Source organism: Ruegeria sp. CH2 (assembly GCF_056537065.1).
In genome coordinates, this window is the sequence record NZ_JBQFQV010000002.1 from 290,260 (window position 1) to 311,943 (window position 21,684).

The 21,684-nt window shown below is 57.3% G+C and carries 18 protein-coding genes and 1 tRNA gene; 12 read left to right on the forward strand and 7 right to left on the reverse strand.

The features are described from left to right. Positions 1–13: 13 nt before the first annotated feature. Positions 14–2,041 carry an FAD-dependent oxidoreductase gene (locus ACR0M9_RS06075; RefSeq protein ID WP_480773097.1) on the reverse strand — a complete coding sequence of 676 codons (2,028 nt, stop codon included), beginning with the start codon at positions 2,039–2,041 and terminating at the stop codon, positions 14–16. Between the two features lie 137 nt (positions 2,042–2,178). On the opposite strand from ACR0M9_RS06075, the gene ACR0M9_RS06080 reads away from it, so the two are divergent. Next, entirely contained in the window at positions 2,179–2,664 is a 486-nt protein-coding gene (locus tag ACR0M9_RS06080; RefSeq protein ID WP_480773098.1) for an RNA pyrophosphohydrolase, read from the forward strand. A gap of 880 nt (positions 2,665–3,544) precedes the next feature. Here the strand turns inward: ACR0M9_RS06080 and ACR0M9_RS06085 are convergent. Together ACR0M9_RS06085 and ACR0M9_RS06090 are read right to left on the reverse strand one after the other, a co-directional pair. Beyond that, positions 3,545–3,892 (reverse strand): cupredoxin domain-containing protein, encoded by a 348-nt coding sequence (locus ACR0M9_RS06085; protein ID WP_480773099.1) that lies wholly within the window; start codon positions 3,890–3,892, stop codon positions 3,545–3,547. After that, positions 3,892–4,413: a DUF4142 domain-containing protein gene (locus ACR0M9_RS06090; RefSeq protein WP_480556396.1), complete on the reverse strand. Its 522-nt coding sequence runs from the start codon at positions 4,411–4,413 to the stop codon at positions 3,892–3,894. Before ACR0M9_RS06090 ends, ACR0M9_RS06085 begins: the two co-directional genes overlap by 1 nt. A gap of 136 nt (positions 4,414–4,549) precedes the next feature. Here ACR0M9_RS06090 and ACR0M9_RS06095 point away from each other — a divergent pair, with 136 nt between their 5' ends. Together ACR0M9_RS06095 and ACR0M9_RS06100 are read left to right on the forward strand one after the other, a co-directional pair. Next, positions 4,550–5,503: an AraC family transcriptional regulator gene (locus ACR0M9_RS06095; protein WP_480773100.1), complete on the forward strand. Its 954-nt coding sequence runs from the start codon at positions 4,550–4,552 to the stop codon at positions 5,501–5,503. A gap of 105 nt (positions 5,504–5,608) precedes the next feature. Next, entirely contained in the window at positions 5,609–5,809 is a 201-nt protein-coding gene (locus ACR0M9_RS06100) for a hypothetical protein (RefSeq protein WP_480773101.1), read from the forward strand. Positions 5,810–6,126: 317 nt separating this feature from the next. Here the strand turns inward: ACR0M9_RS06100 and ACR0M9_RS06105 are convergent. Beyond that, positions 6,127–6,213: transfer RNA gene (locus ACR0M9_RS06105), tRNA-Leu, on the reverse strand. Between the two features lie 201 nt (positions 6,214–6,414). Between ACR0M9_RS06105 and ACR0M9_RS06110 the strand changes: the two genes are divergently transcribed. Beyond that, positions 6,415–7,398 carry a complex I NDUFA9 subunit family protein gene (locus tag ACR0M9_RS06110; RefSeq protein WP_480773102.1) on the forward strand — a complete coding sequence of 328 codons (984 nt, stop codon included), beginning with the start codon at positions 6,415–6,417 and terminating at the stop codon, positions 7,396–7,398. Here the strand turns inward: ACR0M9_RS06110 and ACR0M9_RS06115 are convergent, their stop codons facing one another. Further along, the gene (locus ACR0M9_RS06115; RefSeq protein ID WP_480487073.1) at positions 7,399–8,202 is read right to left on the reverse strand and encodes an undecaprenyl-diphosphate phosphatase; all 804 of its coding nucleotides are present in this window, start codon (positions 8,200–8,202) and stop codon (positions 7,399–7,401) included. It abuts the gene before it with no gap. A 231-nt stretch (positions 8,203–8,433) separates the two neighbouring features. Here ACR0M9_RS06115 and ACR0M9_RS06120 point away from each other — a divergent pair, with 231 nt between their 5' ends. The 8 genes from ACR0M9_RS06120 to ACR0M9_RS06155 all read left to right on the forward strand — a co-directional run bounded on the left by ACR0M9_RS06120 (position 8,434) and on the right by ACR0M9_RS06155 (position 20,640). After that, positions 8,434–9,867, forward strand: coding sequence for an NAD(P)-dependent oxidoreductase (locus ACR0M9_RS06120; protein WP_480773103.1), 1,434 nt, complete (start codon positions 8,434–8,436; stop codon positions 9,865–9,867). 24 nt (positions 9,868–9,891) lie between these two features. Continuing rightward, positions 9,892–10,329: a GFA family protein gene (locus ACR0M9_RS06125; protein ID WP_480506932.1), complete on the forward strand. Its 438-nt coding sequence runs from the start codon at positions 9,892–9,894 to the stop codon at positions 10,327–10,329. Continuing rightward, complete coding sequence (gltB, locus tag ACR0M9_RS06130; protein ID WP_480487079.1) at positions 10,326–14,858, forward strand: glutamate synthase large subunit; 4,533 nt, start codon at positions 10,326–10,328, stop codon at positions 14,856–14,858. The genes ACR0M9_RS06125 and gltB overlap by 4 nt, the downstream gene beginning before the upstream one ends. Before the next feature lie 181 nt (positions 14,859–15,039). Then, positions 15,040–15,954 (forward strand): Hint domain-containing protein, encoded by a 915-nt coding sequence (locus ACR0M9_RS06135; protein WP_480487081.1) that lies wholly within the window; start codon positions 15,040–15,042, stop codon positions 15,952–15,954. A gap of 39 nt (positions 15,955–15,993) precedes the next feature. After that, entirely contained in the window at positions 15,994–16,728 is a 735-nt protein-coding gene (gene mtgA, locus ACR0M9_RS06140; protein ID WP_480484594.1) for a monofunctional biosynthetic peptidoglycan transglycosylase, read from the forward strand. A 58-nt stretch (positions 16,729–16,786) separates the two neighbouring features. Further along, positions 16,787–17,452, forward strand: a complete 666-nt coding sequence (fzlA, locus tag ACR0M9_RS06145) for an FtsZ-binding protein FzlA (protein WP_267363152.1) — start codon at positions 16,787–16,789, stop codon at positions 17,450–17,452. 74 nt (positions 17,453–17,526) lie between these two features. Next, the gene (gene queG, locus ACR0M9_RS06150; protein ID WP_480773104.1) at positions 17,527–18,564 is read left to right on the forward strand and encodes a tRNA epoxyqueuosine(34) reductase QueG; all 1,038 of its coding nucleotides are present in this window, start codon (positions 17,527–17,529) and stop codon (positions 18,562–18,564) included. Positions 18,565–18,636: 72 nt separating this feature from the next. After that, positions 18,637–20,640 carry a hydantoinase/oxoprolinase family protein gene (locus ACR0M9_RS06155; protein ID WP_480773105.1) on the forward strand — a complete coding sequence of 668 codons (2,004 nt, stop codon included), beginning with the start codon at positions 18,637–18,639 and terminating at the stop codon, positions 20,638–20,640. Between the two features lie 39 nt (positions 20,641–20,679). Here ACR0M9_RS06155 and msrA read toward each other — a convergent pair whose 3' ends face one another. Continuing rightward, positions 20,680–21,192 (reverse strand): peptide-methionine (S)-S-oxide reductase MsrA, encoded by a 513-nt coding sequence (gene msrA / locus ACR0M9_RS06160; protein WP_209598908.1) that lies wholly within the window; start codon positions 21,190–21,192, stop codon positions 20,680–20,682. After that, positions 21,189–21,638 carry a peptide-methionine (R)-S-oxide reductase MsrB gene (msrB, locus tag ACR0M9_RS06165; RefSeq protein WP_267363147.1) on the reverse strand — a complete coding sequence of 150 codons (450 nt, stop codon included), beginning with the start codon at positions 21,636–21,638 and terminating at the stop codon, positions 21,189–21,191. Before msrB ends, msrA begins: the two co-directional genes overlap by 4 nt. Between the last annotated feature and the right edge of the window lie 46 nt (positions 21,639–21,684).

Genomic DNA, 21,684 nt, shown 5'->3' on the forward strand with positions numbered 1-21,684 from the left:
TAAACCGGGGCGATCAGAACTTCGCCGCCAGCCGCGTGCCCTGATTGATCGCGCGCTTGGCGTCCAGCTCGGCGGCGACATCCGCACCCCCGATCACATGGGGGGTGATGCCCCGCTCGATCAGCGCGTCCGCCAGTGACCGTTCGGACACCTGACCGGCACATAACACAATGGTATCGGCCGCGATCACCGTCGGGTCTGCGCGCTCTTCGCCAAAGCTGACATGCAGGCCGTCATCGTCGATGCGTTCATAATTCACGCCACCCACGAAATTGACGTTCTTCATCTTCAGCGTTGCCCGGTGAATCCAGCCAGTGGTTTTGCCCAAACCCTTGCCATGCGCCTGTTTCTTGCGCTGCAACAGGGTGACCTGACGTGCGGGCGCGCTGGGTTGCGGCCCCTCGGGCGCCAACCCTGCACGGTGCTCAGCCGGGTCCGTCACGCCCCATTCCTTCATCCACAGCGGCAGGTCGGTCGTGGCGCTGTGGCCCTCTTCCAGCAGGAACTCGGACACATCAAAGCCGATGCCACCGGCCCCGATCACGGCAGCAGACTTGCCAACCTCGGCCTTGCCGCGCAGCACGTCGATGTAACTCAGCACGTTGTCCCGATCCTGCCCCGGTATCTGCGGATCACGCGGGCTGACACCGGTGGCGATGACCACCTCGTCAAAGCCGGTCAGGTCATCTGCGCCTACCTCGCGGTTCAGTTCCACTTTCACGCCCAGTTCATCCATCATGGTGCGGTACCAGTCGACAAGACCCCAGAATTCTTCTTTCCCCGGCACCTGCTTGGCCATGTTCAGCTGCCCGCCGACCTCATCAGCGCGGTCGAACAGGGTAACATCGTGGCCGCGCTGGGCCGCGATCATTGCGGTCGACAGACCGGCAGGACCTGCCCCCACAATGGCGATGGATTTCCGCGTTTTGGCCGGTTCAATCACCAGCTCCGTCTCATGACAGGCGCGCGGGTTCACGAGGCACGAGGTCAGCTTGCCGCTGAACGTGTGATCCAGACAGGCCTGATTGCAGGCAATGCAAGGCGCGATCTTTGCGGCCTCACCCTCAATCGCCTTGGCCACGAAATCCGCATCCGCCAGCATCGGGCGGGCCAGCGAGACCATGTCGGCGCAGCCGGTCGAAAGAACCTCTTCGGCCACCTCGGGGGTGTTGATCCGGTTCGATGTGATCACCGGTATCCCCACCTTGCCCATCAGCTTCTTGGTCACCCAGGCAAAGGCCGCGCGCGGCACGCTGGTGGCGATGGTAGGGATCCGCGCCTCGTGCCAGCCAATGCCGGTGTTGATGATCGTGGCCCCGGCTTTTTCGATCTCCTGCGCCAGTTGCACCACCTCGTCATGGGTCGATCCGTTGGGTACCAGATCGATCATCGACAGCCGGTAGATGATGATGAAATCGGTGCCCACCGCCTCGCGCGTGCGGCGCACCACCTCGATCGGCAGACGCATCCGGTTCTCATAAGACCCGCCCCAGCGGTCGGTGCGCTTGTTGGTATGGGTCACAAGGAACTGGTTCAGGAAGTACCCTTCCGACCCCATGACCTCGACCCCGTCATAACCTGCCTTTTGCGCCAGTACGGCGGCGTTGACGATATCGCTGATCTGCTTCTCGATGCCCTCTTCATCCAGCTCAGTGGGCGGGAACGGAGAGATGGGTGATTTCACCGGGCTGGGTGCCACGCATTTCGGCCCATAGGCATAACGACCTGCGTGCAGGATCTGCATCGCGATCTTGCCGCCTGCGTCATGTACGCGCTGCGTCACGATGGAATGGTGCGCCACGTCCTTTTCACTCACCATCATCGAGGCCCCCGGCAGGACCGAGCCTTCAAGGTTCGGACCTATCCCACCCGTCACCATCAGTGCCACGCCGCCCCGCGCCCGGTCGGCATAGAACTCGGCCACCCGGTTCCAGTCGCCGGTTTCCTCAAGCCCCGTATGCATCGAGCCCATCAGCACGCGGTTCTTCAACGTGGTAAAGCCCAGATCCAGCGGGGCCAGCATATTCGGGTACGCAGTCATGGCGGAACTCTCCCTCCAGAATTTGCCCGCTAGATTGACGTTCGCGTCAACTTTGTCACGCGAAACCCCACGTCACCCTCTTTGCTGTGGCGCCGGTGATTGCTAGAGGTGGGCGGAACAACCCGATGAGGCCGCGCATGACCCCCGAAGAAATCGCCAAACTGCCCTATCGCCCCTGCGTCGGGCTGATGCTGATGAATGCCGAGGGGAGGGTTTTTGTGGGTATGCGAAACGACGGCCCACAAGACGCCTGGCAAATGCCGCAGGGCGGTGTGGACAAGGGCGAAGATCCCCGCGACGCAGCCCTGCGAGAGCTGTGGGAGGAAACCGGGGTCACGGCTGATCTGGTCGAAATCATCGCCGAAACCGAGGGCTGGCTGCCCTATGACCTGCCCCATGACATCGTGCCCCACATTTGGAAAGGTCGCTATCGCGGGCAGGAACAGAAATGGTTCCTGCTGCGCTTCACCGGCGCCGACGATCAGATCAACATTGAAACTGATCACCCGGAATTTACCCGTTGGAAATGGCAAGAGCCCGACCAGCTGATCGCGGAAATCGTGCCCTTCAAGCGCGATGTGTATGAGCGTGTGGTCGAGGCATTCATGGCCCATCTGTCGTAACAGCGGCGACTGAACCGTAATGGCCCTATTGCGAACACAATCACGCCTCGGAATGCGGGCGGCGTAGGGATTCGCTTGGCAAATGCCTTGGACGGTTTGGATTTCAAAGCCGTGCCACAATTCACATCACTGAACAGGGCGTAAGGTACCAAGGGTGCCGCAACGGAAATCGGAAAAATAACGCCTTTGTGATCGACATTTCTCTTCAATATAACAACAAGTTGAATAGCGGCCGCTCTCCGTCGCCAAAATTGAGGCATAAACGCAGATATAAACCAAATTTACTCCAATTCCGGCCACAATCTTGGGGCCAAAGTCGGCAACGCATTCCAAGCTGGTGGAGTAAACAACCGTGAACTTTTAGTCGTTTTTCCCAAAATCGCATCCAGAAACATCGATTCAAATCTGTGATTTGAGAGACCGCACCCACCAGCTGATCGTGGGGAAATAGACCCGTAATCCTCTTAAGAAGGCCAAAGCAGAAAGCATCCTGAAGGCCCGAATTCAACACAATAACCCTGCGGTGACCAACCAGTGCATCTGAAGGCGCCGCGCATAATGGCGTGCGATTTCTTCGGGTGCGACGCGTTATTTCAATCCAAAAGGAAAACGTGACAAAACAGCAGGATATTAGGAATGGAATTGGTCCGCCGCCGAATATCACGACAACTTCGCGCGTATACTCTGCCTCCGACACTCCCTCGTTCTTGCGGGTGTGATTTTCGTATTCTTCGGCCGCGGGTTGAACAGACGCGCCGGGTGGTAATCTCACCGAAAATTTGGGGCGTTTAGAAGTAGGTTTTTTTTACGGATGAATGAGGTGACTCTGATGAAGAAATCAAAACACGGCGACGCTCAGTTCCCCGCGTGTAGCCGCTGATTAATCTTTCACTACGATAGCCCCCTTCATATGCGGGTGAAACACGCAGAAATAGGCATAAACCCCGGGTTTGTCGAATACCACGGCTGCCTTTTCGTTCCGCTCTAGCGGCCCGGTGTCCCAATCTTGCATCTCTTGTTCCGTTGCGGTGTGAGGCGCGATGTCCAGATTGGTCCAGATCACCTCATCACCGACCGAAACTTCGAGTTTCTCAGGCGCGAACTTGAATTTGCGAATGGAAACCTGATGGCTGGTTGCCCCGGCGGACGCAACCTGTGCGCCAGCCAGAAGAGTAAGCGGTGCCGCACCCAGTACGGCACCAAACTTTCTGCGTGACAGTACAGCCATCAGCCGCAATCCAGCCCAGACACCATCTGTTCGGCGTGGCCTTCATGCTGTTTGAATGTTGCAAGAGCATCCTGCAGCAGGTTGGTGAGCGGCTCAACGGTGGTGTTGGGGATGAACTCGTCCTCAACCGTTTTGTTCACGATCTGATGATAGGCGAGCTCATTCTGAGCGTAGGCGCAATCAAAGGCTTTGCCGCGCAGCCCGCTCAGCTCATCGCGTTTCTCGACCGAACCTTTAACCAGGGCCTGGCTGAGGGCGTTGTCCTGGGGCGTTACATTCAGTTGTTGGATCAACGCCCCTGCAGCTTGGTTCACGGCCGCATGATCACGGATCATTGTGTTTGCAAAATCCCGAACGTCGTTATTGTCGGACACAGCAAGAGCAAGATGCGCATAGCGGATGTCGATTTCACCGGCAGTATACGCTGTATGCGCGATTTCAAGATCGTTCATCTTGTTCTCATCTGCAACAGCAGCATAGCCGACGACGACAAGAGCAGCAGAAAGGAAAGCGGTTTTCATCTGGAATCTCCAAAGTTGATTGAAGCCCTGATATGCGTACAGTTTGCCTTGTCTTTGAATTACCTGCCGTCCAGAAGACATGCCCTATCGTTCGAACATGTAGACAGATATCGAACTCTTGGTAATATCGGCAATCATGCTTGATCTGCTAAGTGATATTCTGACCCGCCTGTCGCTCAAGGGGACACTGTATTTCCGCACCAGCCTTAGCGAACAGCCCTGGGGGATCCAGGTGCCGGCGTTTCAGAACGTGGCCCGGTTCCACTATGTACATCGCGGTGAGTGCGTGGTGCGCGTCGCAGGAGAAGATCGGGCGCTACGCCTTACCAAAGGCGATCTTGTCCTGGTTCCACACGGGGCGGCGCATACGTTGAATTGTCGTGTTTCGGGCCCGGAAGACGCCTTGCCGCTGGATGACGTGCTGGAAAGGTCCGGCTATGATGGTAAGGGTGTTCTGGTGTATGGCGGTAACGACCCCAACATGGAGAACCAACTGATTTGTGGTCATTTTTCACTAGCCGAAGGATCAAGACATCTGTTGCTTGACCGATTGCCGCCAAGCATTGTCATCCGGGATTATGGCGCCGAGGCCAGCGATTGGCTGGAAGCGACGTTGCGCGTGATAGGGTCCGAGGCAGGGTTCGGCCGTTTTGGAGGTGATTTGATAGCGCTGAAGATGTCAGAGGCGATTTTTGCGCAGGCTATCCGGTGCCATATCGAAGATACCGCCAGAACAGGGGGAAAACTCTCAGGTTTCGCCGATGTTCATCTTACCCGCGCGTTAACGGCGTTCCACAATGACCCGACAGCGCAGTGGAGTGTCGATTCTTTGGCCAACAGGGCGGCATTGTCTCGGACAAGTTTCGCAATGCGGTTTTCCGAGAAGCTTGGGATCACACCGATGCAATATGTGACTGCATGGCGTATGCAGATTGCCCGCAGCGCGTTGGTAGAGAAAGGTGTCAGTGTTGCCGAGGCCGCGGATCTGAGTGGGTATTCCTCGGAAGCAGCGTTCAGTCGCGCATTCAAGAAAGAGATCGGGCAACCGCCTGCCAGATTTCGAACCTCTGCGTTACCCACTCAGGTCTGAACGATCAGCAATGTTGCCGGGTATGCATTCATTCCAACGACAGTGCTCAAAAGTACCTGTTGCTGAGGAGCACACTTTTCCGTCGCAAAACAACGGAGAAGAAAGTTGCCGCTATTTGCCACCAAAGAAATATCCGCCCTTATCGATAATCCCGCCGCCATCGCCATGATGGTGCCTCCTTTTGTTCTCGGACTGGGCATTTTCAACCTCTGTCTGACGTCAGGCAGACTATTCGAGCGCGACCATTTCCTGCCTGCTTTCTGGGTCTTTTCCCATCAACCTGAAATACTCTTTCGGCCCTTCTGACACTTTTCCAGAACCCATCTTGTTCGGTGGCTTTTCTCTGAGCCAGAACAGTCGCTTCCTTGGGGTCTTTCGTTTGGAGAGCAAAATTGAGTTTGTTTCGCTTGCTTAGCTTGGGGTAGTGCTTTCGAACGTCTTGGGGAACACGCCTACGAAATTACCAAACACCATTGGAGTTCTTTTGTTCAGTGTATCTAGCCATGATCAGAATCGCTTCTGCTTCAAAGATGATTAGAGGCATTGCGTCACCTCTTGTGTCACCTTTACAGGTCTGAAATTTCCGCTAAGTTCTTGGAATTTATATATTTTTGGGGAAGTAATGGTGCCCAGGAGAGGACTCGAACCTCCACGTCCATACGGACACTAGCACCTGAAGCTAGCGCGTCTACCAATTCCGCCACCTGGGCAGGTGTCGTGGAGCGGCGTTTAAGCTGACTGGCGGGGGGCGTCAACCGGATTCTGAATGAATTTTGAAAGTTTTTTGAATTCGGTTTTCGAACTGAGATTTTGGCCTGAGTATTTCATGACCGGCGCGGCGAATTAGTGCCTTGTTTGGCTGGCCTGCGAGCGTTAGTTCTAGAGCGCAATTTCTCAGCAGGAGCCCTCTCATGTCGAAACTGGTGACGATTTATGGCGGATCGGGATTTGTCGGTCGCTACATCGCGCGACGTATGGCGAGTGAGGGGTGGCGTGTGCGGGTGGCTGTACGACGCCCGAACGAAGCCATGTTCGTGAAACCCTACGGCGTCGTGGGACAGGTTGAGCCTGTGCTGTGCAATATCCGCGATGACGCCTCGGTCGCGCTGGCGATGCAGAGCGCCGATGTCGTCGTGAACTGCGTAGGTGTGCTGAATGAACTGGGCAAGAACGCGTTTGATGCCGTTCAGGCCGAAGGGGCCGAGCGTATTGCGCGCCTGGCCGCACAGCAGGGTATCGAACGGATGGTTCACATCTCGGCGATTGGTGTAGATGCAGGTTCAGCCAGCGAGTACTCTCAAACCAAAGCGCAAGGCGAAGCAGGTGTTTTGAAGCATATGCCCAATGCCATGATCCTGCGCCCCTCGGTTATCTTCGGAACCGAGGATCAGTTCTTCAACCGTTTCGCCGGGATGACCCGCATGGGTCCGTTTCTGCCGGTGGTTGGTGCAGAGACCAAATTCCAGCCCGTTTACGTGGATGACGTGGCCCAGGCAGCGGTCAAAGGTATTCTGGGGCAGGCAGAGCCGGGCGTGTACGAGCTTGGCGGACCGGAAGTGAAAACCTTCCGCGCCCTGATGCAGCAGATGCTTGAAGTGATCCACCGGCGGCGCATCATTGTCGGTCTGCCGTTCTTTGCTGCCCGGATTATGGCGGGCGTGCTGGATATTGCGAAATTCGTCAGCTTCCAGCTGTTCTCGAACAACATTCTGACCCGCGATCAGGTCAGGAATCTGCGTCATGACAACGTGGTATCTGACGGGGCCAAGTCCTTTGCGGACCTAGGCATTGCGCCGACCACTCTGGAATCGGTGCTGCCGGAATATCTTTGGAAATTCCGCCCATCGGGGCAGTATGACGACATTCAGAACTCGGCGAAAAACCTGCGTATCTGATCAGCTGTAGGCCATGAACAACAATGCTGCGCCCAGAATGACGCGGTAGATCACATAGGGCGTAAAGCTGACACTGCGCAGCAGTCGCATCATAAGGCTAAGCGCCAATAGTGCTGAGACAAAAGCAAATGCCGCGGCAATGGCCCCATCCCGGGCCAGTTGCGCATCAGCGTCGCGTATCACATCCAGTGCAAGCAGTGTGCCAGAGGCCAGAATGGTTGGGATTGACATCAGCATGGCAATCCGCGCGCCGTCTTCTCTGGTATAGCCCAGTTGACGTGCCCCTGTAATGGTGATCCCGGACCGCGATGTTCCGGGGATCAGCGCAAGAACCTGCCACAGCCCCATGACGAAAGCATCGCGAATATCCCAATCAGACGCCTCTTTCTTTTGGGGGCCTTTCTGGTCAATCCAATAGAGCAGCAGGCCAAAGCCCAGCATCGTCCACCCGATTACAGCGATCGAACGCATGGCCTCGCTTAACCCGGTCAGATGCAAAATTAGACCTGCAATCACGGTTGGAAGTGTCGCAATGATGAGGCCCAGAGCCAAACGGGCCTGCGGTGTATCTGTCCGGCCGGTCAGGGCGCGCGGCACCCCGGCAAGAGCCTGCTTCACATCCGCCCAGAAATACAGAACGACCGCACCAAGAGTTCCCACGTGCACCGCGATGTCTATGGCCTGACCCTGATCCTGAAGGCCCGACAAGTTCGGCAGCAGGATCAGGTGACCCGAAGACGAAATGGGCAAAAACTCAGTTATTCCCTGAATGATTGCCACGAGAATCAGGTGGAAAAGACTCATCTGCCCTGCCGTGCTGCCGCCACGTTTTTTATGTGGTGTATGGCTATAAGGGTGGTGGGGAAAAGGAAAGTCTTCATATAGGTCCGAATCGTACCTAAAATTCCTTTAAGAATTCACAGATTTCGAGCGGGTGGGCGGAAAATTCTCACAATAGGTCAGCATATATGACTTTTCATCCGTTTGCGCATCGCATAAAGAAATCCAACCAAGCCAATTCATGGAGTCTGACCCGTGGCCAAGCAACCGATGCTGAAATTTGTGCAGATCGACCGCGTCATGCCGGAAAAGCGTGCCGCCAATGACCGCAGAGAAGACTTTAACGAAATTTATGCCGAGTTCGCCGCCGAGAAAGCAGCAGAACAGGCCAGCCGTTGCAGTCAATGCGGTGTGCCCTACTGTCAATCGCACTGCCCGCTGCATAACAACATTCCCGACTGGTTGCGGCTGACTGCAACCGGACGGCTGGAAGAGGCTTACGAAACCAGCCAGGCGACAAACACCTTCCCCGAGATTTGCGGCCGCATCTGCCCGCAAGACCGTTTGTGCGAAGGAAATTGCGTGATCGAACAATCCGGCCACGGAACGGTCACCATCGGCACGATCGAAAAGTACATTACCGACACGGCGTGGGACAAAGGCTGGGTCAAACCAGTGGTCCCTGCGACAGAGCGCCGTGAAAGCGTCGGCATTATCGGTGGCGGGCCGGGTGGTCTTGCCGCGGCGGACATGCTGCGTCGGGCCGGTGTTCAGGTCACGGTCTATGACCGCTACGACCGTGCGGGTGGTCTGCTGATGTATGGCATTCCGGGCTTCAAGCTGGAAAAAGAAATCGTCCAGCGGCGTAACGACCTGTTGGCGGACGGCGGTGTCGAGTTCGTATTGAACTGCGACGTGGACGCCGCAAAATTCGCTGAACTTCACGCTAAGCATGACGCGATCATCATCGCAACGGGCGTTTACAAGTCGAGGGATCTGTCCATGCCGGGCAGTGGTCTTGCCGGGATCGAGAAGGCAATCGATTTCCTGACTGCATCAAACCGTAAAAGCTTTGGTGACACTGTTGAGGATTTCGACAACGGACGGCTGAATGCCGAGGGCAAGAAGGTTGTCGTGATCGGTGGTGGTGACACCGCGATGGATTGTGTGCGTACGTCGATCCGTCAGGGCGCGACATCGGTCAAATGCCTGTACCGTCGTGACCGGGCAAACATGCCGGGTTCGCAGCGCGAGACACAGAACGCCGAGGAAGAAGGCGTGGTATTCGAATGGCTCAGTGCACCGAAGGGATTCACGGGCGACGACAAGGTTTCCGGCGTGATGGTGCAGAAGATGCGTCTGGGTCAGCCCGATGCATCTGGTCGCCAGGCCCCCGAAGTGATCGAAGGCGCGGATTATGTCGAGGACGCCGATCTGGTGATCAAGGCACTGGGTTTTGAGCCTGAAGACCTGCCCACCTTGTTCGGGCAGCCCGACTTGCCCGTCACCCGATGGGGAACGGTCAGGGCAGCATTCCAGACCGGGGAAACCGAAATGGATGGTGTGTACGCGATCGGGGACATCGTGCGCGGTGCCTCACTGGTCGTATGGGCGATCCGCGACGGGCGCGACTGCGCTGACGCGATCATCGACCGGTTCAACGCCAAAACTGCCGTGGCGGCGGAATAACCCCAGTTTTCAGGAGGGTTCGAAATGTCGGAACTTCAAGGCCAATGCATGTGTGGTGCGGTCACAGTCACCGCCACCCCTGTGCGGGATGCTCTGGGGGCGTGTCACTGTGATCAATGCCGTCGGTGGACCAGTTCGATGCTGGTGACCTTTCAGGCGAAAGAAGGCTATGCCGCGCTGGGCCCGGTCAAGACATTTACCTCGTCCGACTGGGCAGAACGTGCTTTTTGCGGCGATTGCGGATCCTCGCTCTGGTATCGGATCACGCTGCCGGGTGAGATGCACGGACAGACACAAATGGCGGCTGGCCTGTTTGAAAATGCAACAGGTAACCCGCTGAAACTTGAACTTTATATCGACAAAAAGCCCGAGGGATACGCGTTCGCAGGTGAACGTCGGCAAATGACCAAAGCCGAGGTCGAAGCCATGTATTCCCCCTCTGACGAAGGAGACAGCCAATGACCAAATATGATGCCGATTGGGTGCGGGCAGAAGAAGCAAAACGCAAGTGGATGGCCGAAAATGGTCTCTATTCCGAGGCAGAAGAGCATTCTTCGTGCGGTGTGGGCCTTGTTGTGTCCGTGGATGGCAAACGGTCGCGCAAGGTGGTGGATGCCGGGATCGATGCCTTGAAAGCGATCTGGCATCGCGGGGCCGTTGACGCGGATGGCAAGACCGGCGATGGCGCGGGCATCCATGTGCAGATTCCGGTTCCCTTCTTCTATGATCAGGTCCGCCGCACGGGTCACGAACCCAAGCTGAATGAGCTGATTGCTGTTGGTCAGGTTTTCCTGCCCCGCACCGATTTCGGCGCGCAGGAGCGGTGCCGGACCATCGTCGAAAGCGAAGTTCTGCGTATGGGTTACTACATCTATGGCTGGCGACACGTGCCGGTCGATGTGACTTGCCTTGGGGAAAAGGCCAACGCAACCCGCCCCGAGATTGAGCAGATCCTGATCTCGAACTCCAAGGGTGTGGACGAAGAAACTTTCGAGCGCGAGCTCTATGTCATCCGTCGCCGCATCGAAAAAGCGGCTTTGGTGTCGGGTATCTCTGGTCTTTATCTTGCGTCGCTGTCCTGCCGGTCGATCATCTACAAGGGTATGATGCTGGCCGAACAGGTCGCTGTATTCTATCCCGATCTCATGGACGAACGCTTTGAATCGGCATTCGCGATTTACCACCAGCGTTATTCGACCAACACGTTTCCGCAATGGTGGCTGGCGCAGCCATTCCGCATGCTGGCCCACAACGGCGAGATCAACACCCTCAAGGGCAACGTCAACTGGATGAAAAGCCATGAGATCCGGATGGCCAGCGGAACCTTTGGTGACTATGCTGAAGATATCAAGCCAATCATCGCAGGTGGTTCGTCAGATTCTGCCGCATTAGACTCGGTTTTCGAGGTTCTGGTGCGCGCGGGGCGGTCGGCCCCGATGGCAAAAACCATGCTGGTTCCGGAAAGCTGGTCCAAGCAGGCGGTCGAGCTGCCGCAAGCGTGGCGCGACATGTATTCCTACTGCAACTCGGTGATGGAGCCATGGGATGGCCCGGCCGCGCTGGCGATGACCGATGGACGCTGGGTCTGCGCCGGTCTGGACCGGAACGGGTTGCGCCCCATGCGGTACGTTGTGACTGGCGATGGCCTTGTCATCGCAGGATCCGAGGCCGGAATGGTGCCGATCAACGAAGCTACCGTGACCGAAAAAGGCGCGTTGGGGCCGGGTCAGATGCTGGCGGTCGACATGAAAAAGGGCAAGCTGTACCGCGATACCCAGATCAAGAACAAGCTGGCCCGCGCGCTGCCATTTGGCGAATGGGTTGGCAAGATAAACGATCTGGACGAAACGCTTGCGGGTGTGAGCGAAGTTCCGATCTTTGCGGGTGGCGAGTTGCGCAAGCGCCAGATTGCTGCGGGATACTCGGTGGAAGAGCTGGAACAAATCCTTGCTCCGATGGCGGAAGACGGCAAGGAAGCCCTGGCATCCATGGGGGATGATACGCCCTCGGCTGTTCTGTCAAAGCAATACCGCCCACTCAGCCATTTTTTCCGTCAGAACTTCAGCCAGGTGACCAACCCGCCGATCGACAGCCTGCGTGAATACCGCGTGATGTCGCTGAAAACCCGGTTTGCCAACCTCAAGAACGTGCTGGACGAAGACAGCAGCCAGACCGAGATCGTGGTTCTGGAAAGCCCCTTTGTCGGCAACGCGCAATGGGACAAGCTGGTTGAGAACTTTGATGCGCCGCTGGCGGAAATCGACTGTAGCTTCGAGGCTGGTCAAGGCGCATTGAGCGCGGCTTTGGCCCGTATCAGAGCCGAATCCGAAGAAGCTGTGCGATCTGGTGCCGGGCATATCGTCTTGTCTGATATGCGGTCGGGCGAGGATCGGATTGCGATGCCAATGATCCTCGCGACCAGCGCTGTGCATTCCCATTTGACGCGTCAGGGTTTGCGGACCTTCTGTTCGTTGAACGTCCGTTCGGCTGAATGTGTAGACCCGCATTACTTTGCCGTTCTGATCGGCTGTGGCGCGACTGTGGTGAACGCCTATCTGGCCGAGGATTCTTTGGCTGACCGTATCGATCGCGGTTTGCTGGACGGAAGCCTGACCGAAAACGTCGCGCGCTATCGCGAGGCGATCGATCAGGGCTTGCTGAAGATCATGGCCAAGATGGGTATCTCGGTCATTTCATCCTATCGCGGTGGTCTGAACTTTGAGGCCGTTGGCCTCAGCCGTGCCATGGTGGCCGAGTATTTCCCTGGAATGACCAGCCGTATCTCGGGCATAGGTATCAAAGGTATTCAGGCCAAGGCCGAAGAAATCCATGCCAAGGGTTGGAACAGCGGTCTGGATGTGCTGCCCATCGGTGGTTTCTACAAGGCGCGTAAGTCAGGTGAGACCCACGCGTGGGAAGCGACCTCGATGCACATGATGCAGATGGCCTGCAACAAGGCTTCGTATGAGCTGTGGAAACAGTATTCAGCCAAGATGCAGTCGAACCCGCCAATTCATCTGCGCGATCTGATGGATTTCAAACCGCTGGGCAAGCCGGTGCCGATCGAAGAGGTGGAATCGATCACCTCGATCCGCAAACGCTTTGTCACGCCAGGTATGTCGCTGGGTGCATTGTCGCCAGAAGCGCATAAAACACTGAACGTGGCGATGAACCGGATCGGTGCGAAATCCGACAGTGGCGAAGGTGGCGAAGATCCGGCACATTTCGTGCCTGAACCCAATGGCGACAACCCTTCGGCCAAGATCAAACAGGTGGCTTCAGGTCGGTTTGGTGTGACTGCGGAATACCTCAACCAGTGTGAGGAGCTTGAGATCAAGGTCGCTCAGGGTGCAAAACCCGGCGAAGGTGGTCAGTTGCCAGGTATGAAGGTCACCGACCTGATCGCGCGCCTGCGCCATTCGACCAAGGGCGTGACGCTGATCTCGCCGCCGCCGCACCACGATATCTATTCGATCGAGGATCTGGCGCAGCTGATCTACGATCTGAAGCAGATCAACCCGCGCTGCAAGGTGACGGTCAAGCTGGTAGCGTCCTCGGGCGTTGGCACGATTGCTGCCGGTGTAGCCAAAGCGAAAGCGGATATTATCCTTATTTCGGGTCACAATGGCGGTACAGGCGCGTCGCCTGCGACCTCGATCAAATACGCTGGTCTGCCGTGGGAGATGGGCCTGACCGAGGCGCATCAGGTTCTGGCGATGAACAACCTGCGCGACCGCGTCACCCTGCGGACCGACGGTGGCCTGCGCACGGGGCGCGACATTGTCATGGCCGCGATGATGGGGGCCGAGGAATTCGGCATCGGTACCGCTGCGCTGATCGCCATGGGCTGTATCATGGTGCGTCAGTGTCAGTCGAACACCTGTCCGGTGGGCGTGTGTACGCAGGATGAATCCCTGCGCGCCAAATTCACCGGCAATGCGGATAAGGTCGTCAATCTGATCACCTTCTACGCGCAGGAAGTGCGCGAGCTGCTGGCCAGCCTCGGCGCGCGTTCGATTGATGAAATCATCGGTCGGGCCGATCTGCTGGCTCAGGTCAGCCGTGGGTCCGCTCATCTGGATGATCTCGATCTGAACCCGCTGCTGATCACTGTCGATGGGGCACATAACATCATCTACAACCGCGACAAAGAGCGCAACGCGGTGCCGGATACGCTGGACGCCGAAATTGTTCGTGATGCGGCCCGGTTCCTGAAGGATGGTGAAAAGATGCAGCTGTCTTATGCAGTGCAGAACACACACCGGACCGTTGGAACCCGAGTGTCCAGCCATATTGTGCAGAATTTCGGGATGCGGAACACCTTTCAGGACGACCATCTGCATGTGAAACTGCAGGGCTCGGCCGGGCAATCGCTGGGAGCTTTTGCGGCCCCCGGTCTGAAGCTGGAAGTGTCGGGCGATGCCAATGACTATGTCGGTAAGGGCCTGTCCGGCGGTATGATCGTCGTGCGTCCACCGCAGGTCAGCCCGCTGAAAGCAGATGACAACACGATCATTGGCAATACTGTGCTCTATGGCGCCACCGACGGGTATCTGTTCGCGGCCGGTCGCGCCGGTGAACGGTTCGCGGTCCGGAACTCTGGTGCCAAGGTTGTTGTCGAGGGGTGCGGTTCCAACGGGTGTGAATACATGACCGGCGGTGTCGCCGTTATCCTTGGAACGATCGGAGCCAACTTTGGCGCGGGCATGACAGGCGGCATGGCCTATCTGTATGATCCCGAAGGCAAGGCTGAGGCGCTGATGAATAGGGAAACGCTGGTCACTTGCCCGGTCACTGTGGATCACTGGGAAGAGCAGTTGAAATCGCTCATCATGCGCCATGCTGCTGAATCGCAAAGCCGCAAGGCCACTGACATTCTTCAGCACTGGGAAGTGGAAAAAGGCAACTTCCTGCAGGTTTGCCCGAAGGAGATGCTGAACAAGCTCAGCCACCCGCTGAGTGTTGAAGCCAAAGCAGTTCCGGCGGAATAAGCCGAAACCTATTGTCTCTAAAAGCCCCGCGTGTCATTTGCACCACGCGGGGTTCGTATGTTAACGACGTTTCAGTGCAGGTCTTGCCCGTTTATCCGAAAATCGCCAATCTTTCTTCACACTCAGGCGACAATCATGGGCCGATCTAGGCGCCAGATGATAAGCAAACAGGGGCAACCGGATGCCAACACCGTATCAGGATCAGTTTTATACTTTCGATCCAGCAAACCCGCCACCTGCGGGAACGGCAGTCACTGTTAGCAGCTTCACTTTGATCGATGCAGACGATGACAACGAAATCGATGCACCGAGCGGCGACACCGTCAACGGTCAGGACGTCACGAATTCCTGGCCAGGGGACACTGTTACCATCAACGTGGCGGGCGTCGGGAACGTAACCTATACCGGCACCACGTTTTATCTGGCTGACGGATCTCGGGTTTTCACACCGACAGACGGCCAGGTCCTGCAGCCGGGAACATTTGTTTCAGCCACCTTCGTCAACACACAGGGGCCGCTGAATGTCGGCAATCTGGGTCCGCCCTGTTTCACGCCGGGCACCATGATAGCGACCCCGGAAGGCGAACGTGCGGTTGAAGATCTTGAAGTCGGCGATCTGGTCACGACCGTGGATCATGGCCCCCAGCCTTTGATCTGGGTTGGGCGTACAGTGGTGGCGGCCGAAGGAAAGCTGGCCCCGATCCGGTTTGAGGCCGGAGTGTTTGACCTGGATCGTCCGCTGCTTGTTTCGCCTCAGCATCGGATGCTGGTTGAAGACTGGCGGGCCTCGTACTTGTCTGGGCACGCTGAAGCGCTGATTCCGGCACATGCTCTGGTCAATGGAAAAACGGTGACCCGGGTGGAAGGCGGCGAGGTGGAGTATTTCCACCTTTTGTTCAAGCAGCACGAGATCGTCATCGCCAATGGCGCCAAAAGCGAAAGCTATTATCCGGGGCACGCGTTGTCGGCCTCGGACCGCGAAACGCAGAGCGAGGTCCTGCACTTGTTCCCTGAACTGGCAGGTCATGATCCGATGTCGGTAGAAACCGCACGACCGGTTGTTCACCCGCGCGAAGCGCGCGCTTTCGCGATTTAGGCCGTTTCAAACCCGGACCGCGCGTCGTATAGCTGAGGCATGGCGAAGAAAGCAGCCCGCAAATCAAGCGGTAAGAAAAACAAGGCATCCAGCAGAAAAACACCTACGGTGCGTCAGATTCGCCGTTGGCTGACTCGTGCGGTTGCGGCAATTGCCGGAGCTTTGCTTGCGATAATCCTGTTGTATTCGGTTGTGAACCCACCCGTAACCCATACGATCTGGTCGGAATGGCGCCGTTTGGGAAAGGTTGAGCGCGAATGGGTGCCGATCGAGGACATGGCTCCGATCATGGCGCGTTCGGTCGTGGCAGCAGAGGATGCAAATTTCTGCCTGCACTGGGGATTTGACGTAGAGGCCATTCGCGATGCGCTTGAGGATGGCGGGAATCGCGGCGCCTCGACGATTACACAGCAAGTTGTGAAGAACGTATTTCTTTGGCAAGGGCGCAGTTGGATACGCAAGGTGTTGGAAACTTCGATCACACCTGTGGTCGAGATTTTCTGGAGCAAGCAGCGAATTCTCGAGGTCTATCTGAACGTTGCCGAAACCGGGAATGGTGTTTTTGGGGTCGAGGCTGCCGCGCAACGGTATTTCAACACCAGCGCCTCAAAACTGACCCCAGTTCAGGCGGCGCGGATTGCCGCCATTCTGCCGTCACCGCGCAACAGATCGGTCACTGACCCGACGGCGCAAACGCGCAGGCGGGCGGCATCTATTCTGGATGGGGCGGCCACCATCCGCGCAGATGGTCGCGCAGATTGTTTCGAGGATTGAAACCCGTCGCCTGCCAAGGCTAAATCTGTCGGGTACTCACTGGTTCGATTGGAAGCCCATGGCGCGTCTGTTTCATGTTCCCCTCTCTCCATATTGCCGCAAGGTTCGGCTGTCTCTGGCGGAAAAGAAGATCGAGGTTGAGCTTGTCGAAGAGCGATACTGGGAACAGGACCCCGACTTTTTGCGCCGTAACCCCGCGGGTAAAGTACCAGTATTGCGTCTGGACGGACAAATGATGTCGGAAAGCGCAGCGATCTGCGAATACATCGAAGAAACCCGTCCCGAACCGCCATTGATGCCAAAAAGCCCCGAAGCCCGATACGAAGTGCGGCGCCTTGTTGGTTGGTTTGACGACAAATTCCACCATGAGGTGACTTCGAAGCTGCTGTACGAACGGGTAAACAAAAAAGTGACGGGTCAGGGCTATCCGGACAGCAAGAACGTCAAACAGGGTGCCAAGGCCATCAAGTACCACCTGGATTATATGGCATGGCTGCTGGATCACCGCCGGTGGTTGGCCGGTGACCAGATGACATTGGCTGATTTCGCAGCAGCGGCGCATCTGTCTTCGCTGGACTATATCTCGGACGTGGATTGGAACCGCAGTCAGGTGGTCAAGGATTGGTATGCGAAAATCAAATCACGCCCTGCGTTTCGCTCTATTCTGGCGGATCAGGTGCCGGGTTTCCGGCCGCCGCCCCATTACGCTGATCTGGATTTCTGATAGGGTGCGCTAGGGGGGCTGTCTGCCCCCCATCGCGCAGATGCGCGATTCCCCCCGAGGATATTTTTGGCCAGATGAAGAGCGGATCTGATTTGAAGGAAAAGCTGGTACAACAGGCCCTTGAAGAAGGGTTTGTTGCGTGCCGTGTCTGCCGCCCGTGGGATGTTCCAGAAGTTCCCGAGCGTTTGGCCGCGTACCTGGGTGCCGGGTATCATGGGCAGATGGGATGGATGGCCGAACGAACGCATTGGCGCGGTGATCCTGCAGCCCTTTGGCCCGAGGCGCGATCAGTGATCATGCTGGCCGAGAGTTACACGCCGGAACATGACCCGACAGACGTCTTGAAGCAACGCGGCCACGGGGCGATTTCTGTCTATGCGCAGAACAAAGACTATCATGATCTGGTCAAAAAGCGACTGAAGCGTCTGGCGCGGTGGCTGATTGCCGAGGCGGGCGGCGAGGTTAAGGTGTTTGTTGACACTGCACCCGTGCCAGAGAAAGCCTTGGGGCAGGCCGCCGGGTTGGGCTGGCAGGGGAAACACACAAATCTTGTCAGTCGGGAATGGGGTAATTGGGCCTTTATAGGGTCTGTTTTTTCAACATTGGATATACCCGCTGATTCTGCTGAGATTGATCGCTGCGGGTCTTGTCGGGCCTGTTTGGACAGCTGCCCCACGGACGCCTTTCCAGGCCCGTATCAATTGGATGCACGGCGGTGCATCTCCTATCTGACCATCGAACATAAAGGCCCTGTAGAGCCTGAACTTCGCGGAAAGCTGGGCAATCGAATCTACGGCTGTGATGATTGCCTGGCAGCTTGCCCGTGGAACAAGTTTGCGGTTGCCGCAAGTGACATACGCTATGCCGCGCGTGAAGATCTGGCAGCGCCTGCGTTGGAAGAGCTGGTGGCACTTGATGATACCTCGTTCCGAGCGAAGTTCTCTGGCTCACCCATCAAACGGATTGGGCGCGACCGGTTTGTGCGCAACGTGCTTTATGCCATTGGAAACTCGGGGCAGTCGAAACTGAAGGCTGCGGCCCAGAGTTTGACAGATGACCCGGATGAAACCGTGGCAGACGCAGCGCGCTGGGCGGTGGAACAACTTTCATAATTGCCGCAAACAGGCTGGACGTGTCGGCCCCAATCGCTACACCAATCTGCAGCGAACAGTAAGGAGAACCCGATGGCGCTGGCTTTGGGGGTGGATACGGGTGGAACCTATACCGATGCGGTACTGATCCGGGATGAAAAAGAGGTCATAGCCTCGGCCAAGTCCCTGACCACACGCGCGGATTTGGCAATTGGTGTGGGCAAGGCGATTTCTGCCGTTCTGGAGCAGGCGAAAGTTGCGCCGGATCAGATTTCAATGGCGTCTTTGTCCACAACATTGGCGACTAATGCCTTGGTCGAAGGGCAGGGCGGGCGCGTTGCGTTGATCTATATCGGATTCAAAGACAGCGACCTTGAAAAGCACGGTTTGAAGGACGCGTTAAAAGGGGACCCGTCCCTGGTTATGTCTGGTGGGCATTCTCATTCTGGCAGCGAAGCTGCGCCATTGGACGTTGCCGCGCTGGAGCAGTTTTTAGACTCTCATAAAGGGATTTCTGGCTTTGCCATAGCCGCTCAGTTTGCCACCCGTAATCCCGCGCATGAACTGGAAGCCGCACGGATCGTTACGGAAAGAACCGGGGCTCCGGTAACATGTTCGCATCACTTGTCGGCAAAGCTGAATGGGCCGAAACGCGCCGTGACGGCCGTGTTGAATGCGCGGCTGATCGGGATGATCGATCGTTTGATCGGGCGTGCGCAGGACCAGCTGCGCGAGTTGGGGATAATGGCCCCGATGATGGTCGTGCGCGGTGATGGGGCGTTGATGAGTGCTGAACAGGCGCGTGAACGCCCCATTGAAACGATCCTGAGCGGACCAGCCGCGTCAATTGTAGGCGCGCGCTGGTTGACCGGCGCAGAGAATGCGTTGGTGTCGGATATTGGCGGCACGACAACTGACGTGGCGTTGATCCGTGACGGTAAGCCCGCGATAGACTCGGCCGGGGCACAGGTGGGCGGGTTCCGCACAATGGTCGAGGCAGTTGCGATGCGCACCCATGGCCTTGGAGGTGACAGTCAGGTGCATGTCGTGACCGAGGGGTTGCAGGGCGGTGTTTTTCTGGGGCCGCGCCGCGTTCTTCCGGTGTCCCTGATCGCCTCGGAAGCGCCCGAGATCGTCCATGCCGTTCTGGACGAGCAATTGCGGGCCACGACGGTGGGTGAGCACGATACGCGCTTTGCCCGTCGCGTGCCGGGAATACGTGACGACGGTATAGATGTGCGAGAAGAAGCCCTGTTGGAGCGGTTGGGAGATCAGGTTCTGCCGATCGGTTCCTTGCTTCGGTCCCGAATGGAGAGCGGCGCATTGACCCGGTTGGTGGACCGCGGGATCATTCAGATCTCGGGCGTGACGCCGTCGGATGCCAGCCATGTACTGGGGCGGGTGGATGCCTGGGATGCGGACGCCGCCCGTAAGGCACTTGAACTGGTCGCGCGCAAACGGGTCGGGTCCGGAGATATGTTGGCAAATTCCGCCGAAGCGCTGGCGCAGATGATCGTGGACCAGTTGACAGAACAGACCAGTTTGACCTTGTTAGAGGCTGCTTTTGATGAGGAGCCAGACAGTTTCGGGCATTCGCCGCAGGAGCTGGCGCGGCATATCCTGACACAGCGCGGATTGGCGCAGCATCGCGGTTTGTTGTCGCTGACCGCAGCCCTGAACGTTGATGTTGTGGGACTTGGGGCATCTGCCCCCAGCTATTACCCGGCGGTTGGTGAACGGCTTCACTGCCGGATGATACTGCCGGAACATGCGGGCGTAGCCAATGCGATTGGCGCTGTCGTGGGGCGGTTGACCTTACGGCGAACGGGCACGGTGACAAGTCCTGCCGAAGGGCGGTATCGTGTACATCTCGAGGGCGGGCCCAAGGATTTTTCCGCATCAGAAGATGCGCTGGCTTTGCTGGAAAATGTTCTGAGGTCGGAAGCTGAAGGCGCGGTGCGCGAAGCCGGTGCAGAAGATATCCGGGTGATCGTGGATCGCGACATCAAAACCGCGCGGGTCGAGGCCAATGATGTGTTTGTCGAAGCAATGATCACGGTCGAGGCGAGCGGGCGACCGCGGGTTGCGGCGGGCTAGCCCCTCTGACTCGTTCAGAGGGGCCGGGCAGGTGGTGCATTATTCTGCGGCGCTGGCACGTTTGGGAAGAACCCAGTCCTGGCGCGGGAAGTGGCAGGTATATCCGTTCGGGATACGCTCAAGATAATCCTGATGCTCGGGTTCGGCCTCCCAGAAATCGCCGACGGGTTCGACTTCGGTTACGACTTTTCCCGGCCACAAGCCGCTGGCATTCACGTCTGCGATTGTATCCAGGGCGGTTGCTCTTTGGGCTTCATCGACGTGGTAAATCGCGGAACGATAGCTCATGCCTCGGTCGTTGCCTTGTCGATTCACCGTGGTCGGGTCGTGAATCTGGAAGAAAAATTCCAGCAGGTCGCGGTAACTGATTAGCGATGGGTCAAACCAGATTTCGATCCCTTCGGCGTGGGTGCCGTGGTTGCGATAGGTGGCGTTGGGCACATCGCCTCCGGTATAGCCCACCCGAGTTCGCAAGACGCCTGGCAGCTTGCGGATCAGGTCCTGCATACCCCAAAAGCAGCCTCCGGCCAGTACAGCACGTTGTTCAGTCATTGGATTTCCTCCACGTGGATCAGGAATTCGGCGTAACCTTCAGCCTCCATCTCATCCCGATGGATGAACCTGAGCGAGGCCGAGTTGATGCAATATCGCAGGCCGCCATGTTCTCGCGGGCCGTCGGGGAAGACATGCCCCAGATGGCTGTCGCCGTGTTTCGAGCGAACCTCGGTCCGGATCATACCATGTGTCGTGTCGCGAAACTCTTCCACATGCTCATGGATGATCGGCTTGGTAAAGCTGGGCCAGCCACATCCGGATTCGTATTTGTGGGTCGAAGCAAACAGCGGTTCGCCTGACACGATGTCCACGTAGATACCCGGTTCCTTGTTCCCCAAATACTTGCCTGTCCCCGGCCGTTCGGTGCCGTTGCGTTGGGTGACGTGAAATTCTTCGGGCGAAAGCGCCGCAATAACCGTGGGGTCTTTGGTGTAGCGTGTCATGGATCCTCCGGCTGATTTGACGTTTGTGCCATTATCTGGGGGCTGC

What these genes read in the sequence shown, in the direction of transcription:
- ACR0M9_RS06075 (WP_480773097.1), bottom strand. Translation starts at nt 2,041, where the DNA reads ATGACTGCGTACCCGAATATGCTGGCCCCGCTGGATCTGGGCTTTACC.
- ACR0M9_RS06135 (WP_480487081.1), top strand. Translation starts at nt 15,040, where the DNA reads ATGCCAACACCGTATCAGGATCAGTTTTATACTTTCGATCCAGCAAAC.
- ACR0M9_RS06125 (WP_480506932.1), top strand. Translation starts at nt 9,892, where the DNA reads ATGTCGGAACTTCAAGGCCAATGCATGTGTGGTGCGGTCACAGTCACC.
- fzlA (WP_267363152.1), top strand. Translation starts at nt 16,787, where the DNA reads ATGGCGCGTCTGTTTCATGTTCCCCTCTCTCCATATTGCCGCAAGGTT.
- queG (WP_480773104.1), top strand. Translation starts at nt 17,527, where the DNA reads ATGAAGAGCGGATCTGATTTGAAGGAAAAGCTGGTACAACAGGCCCTT.
- msrB (WP_267363147.1), bottom strand. Translation starts at nt 21,638, where the DNA reads ATGACACGCTACACCAAAGACCCCACGGTTATTGCGGCGCTTTCGCCC.
- ACR0M9_RS06080 (WP_480773098.1), top strand. Translation starts at nt 2,179, where the DNA reads ATGACCCCCGAAGAAATCGCCAAACTGCCCTATCGCCCCTGCGTCGGG.
- gltB (WP_480487079.1), top strand. Translation starts at nt 10,326, where the DNA reads ATGACCAAATATGATGCCGATTGGGTGCGGGCAGAAGAAGCAAAACGC.
- ACR0M9_RS06115 (WP_480487073.1), bottom strand. Translation starts at nt 8,202, where the DNA reads ATGAGTCTTTTCCACCTGATTCTCGTGGCAATCATTCAGGGAATAACT.
- ACR0M9_RS06085 (WP_480773099.1), bottom strand. Translation starts at nt 3,892, where the DNA reads ATGGCTGTACTGTCACGCAGAAAGTTTGGTGCCGTACTGGGTGCGGCA.
- ACR0M9_RS06155 (WP_480773105.1), top strand. Translation starts at nt 18,637, where the DNA reads ATGGCGCTGGCTTTGGGGGTGGATACGGGTGGAACCTATACCGATGCG.
- ACR0M9_RS06095 (WP_480773100.1), top strand. Translation starts at nt 4,550, where the DNA reads ATGCTTGATCTGCTAAGTGATATTCTGACCCGCCTGTCGCTCAAGGGG.
- ACR0M9_RS06090 (WP_480556396.1), bottom strand. Translation starts at nt 4,413, where the DNA reads ATGAAAACCGCTTTCCTTTCTGCTGCTCTTGTCGTCGTCGGCTATGCT.
- msrA (WP_209598908.1), bottom strand. Translation starts at nt 21,192, where the DNA reads ATGACTGAACAACGTGCTGTACTGGCCGGAGGCTGCTTTTGGGGTATG.
- mtgA (WP_480484594.1), top strand. Translation starts at nt 15,994, where the DNA reads ATGGCGAAGAAAGCAGCCCGCAAATCAAGCGGTAAGAAAAACAAGGCA.
- ACR0M9_RS06110 (WP_480773102.1), top strand. Translation starts at nt 6,415, where the DNA reads ATGTCGAAACTGGTGACGATTTATGGCGGATCGGGATTTGTCGGTCGC.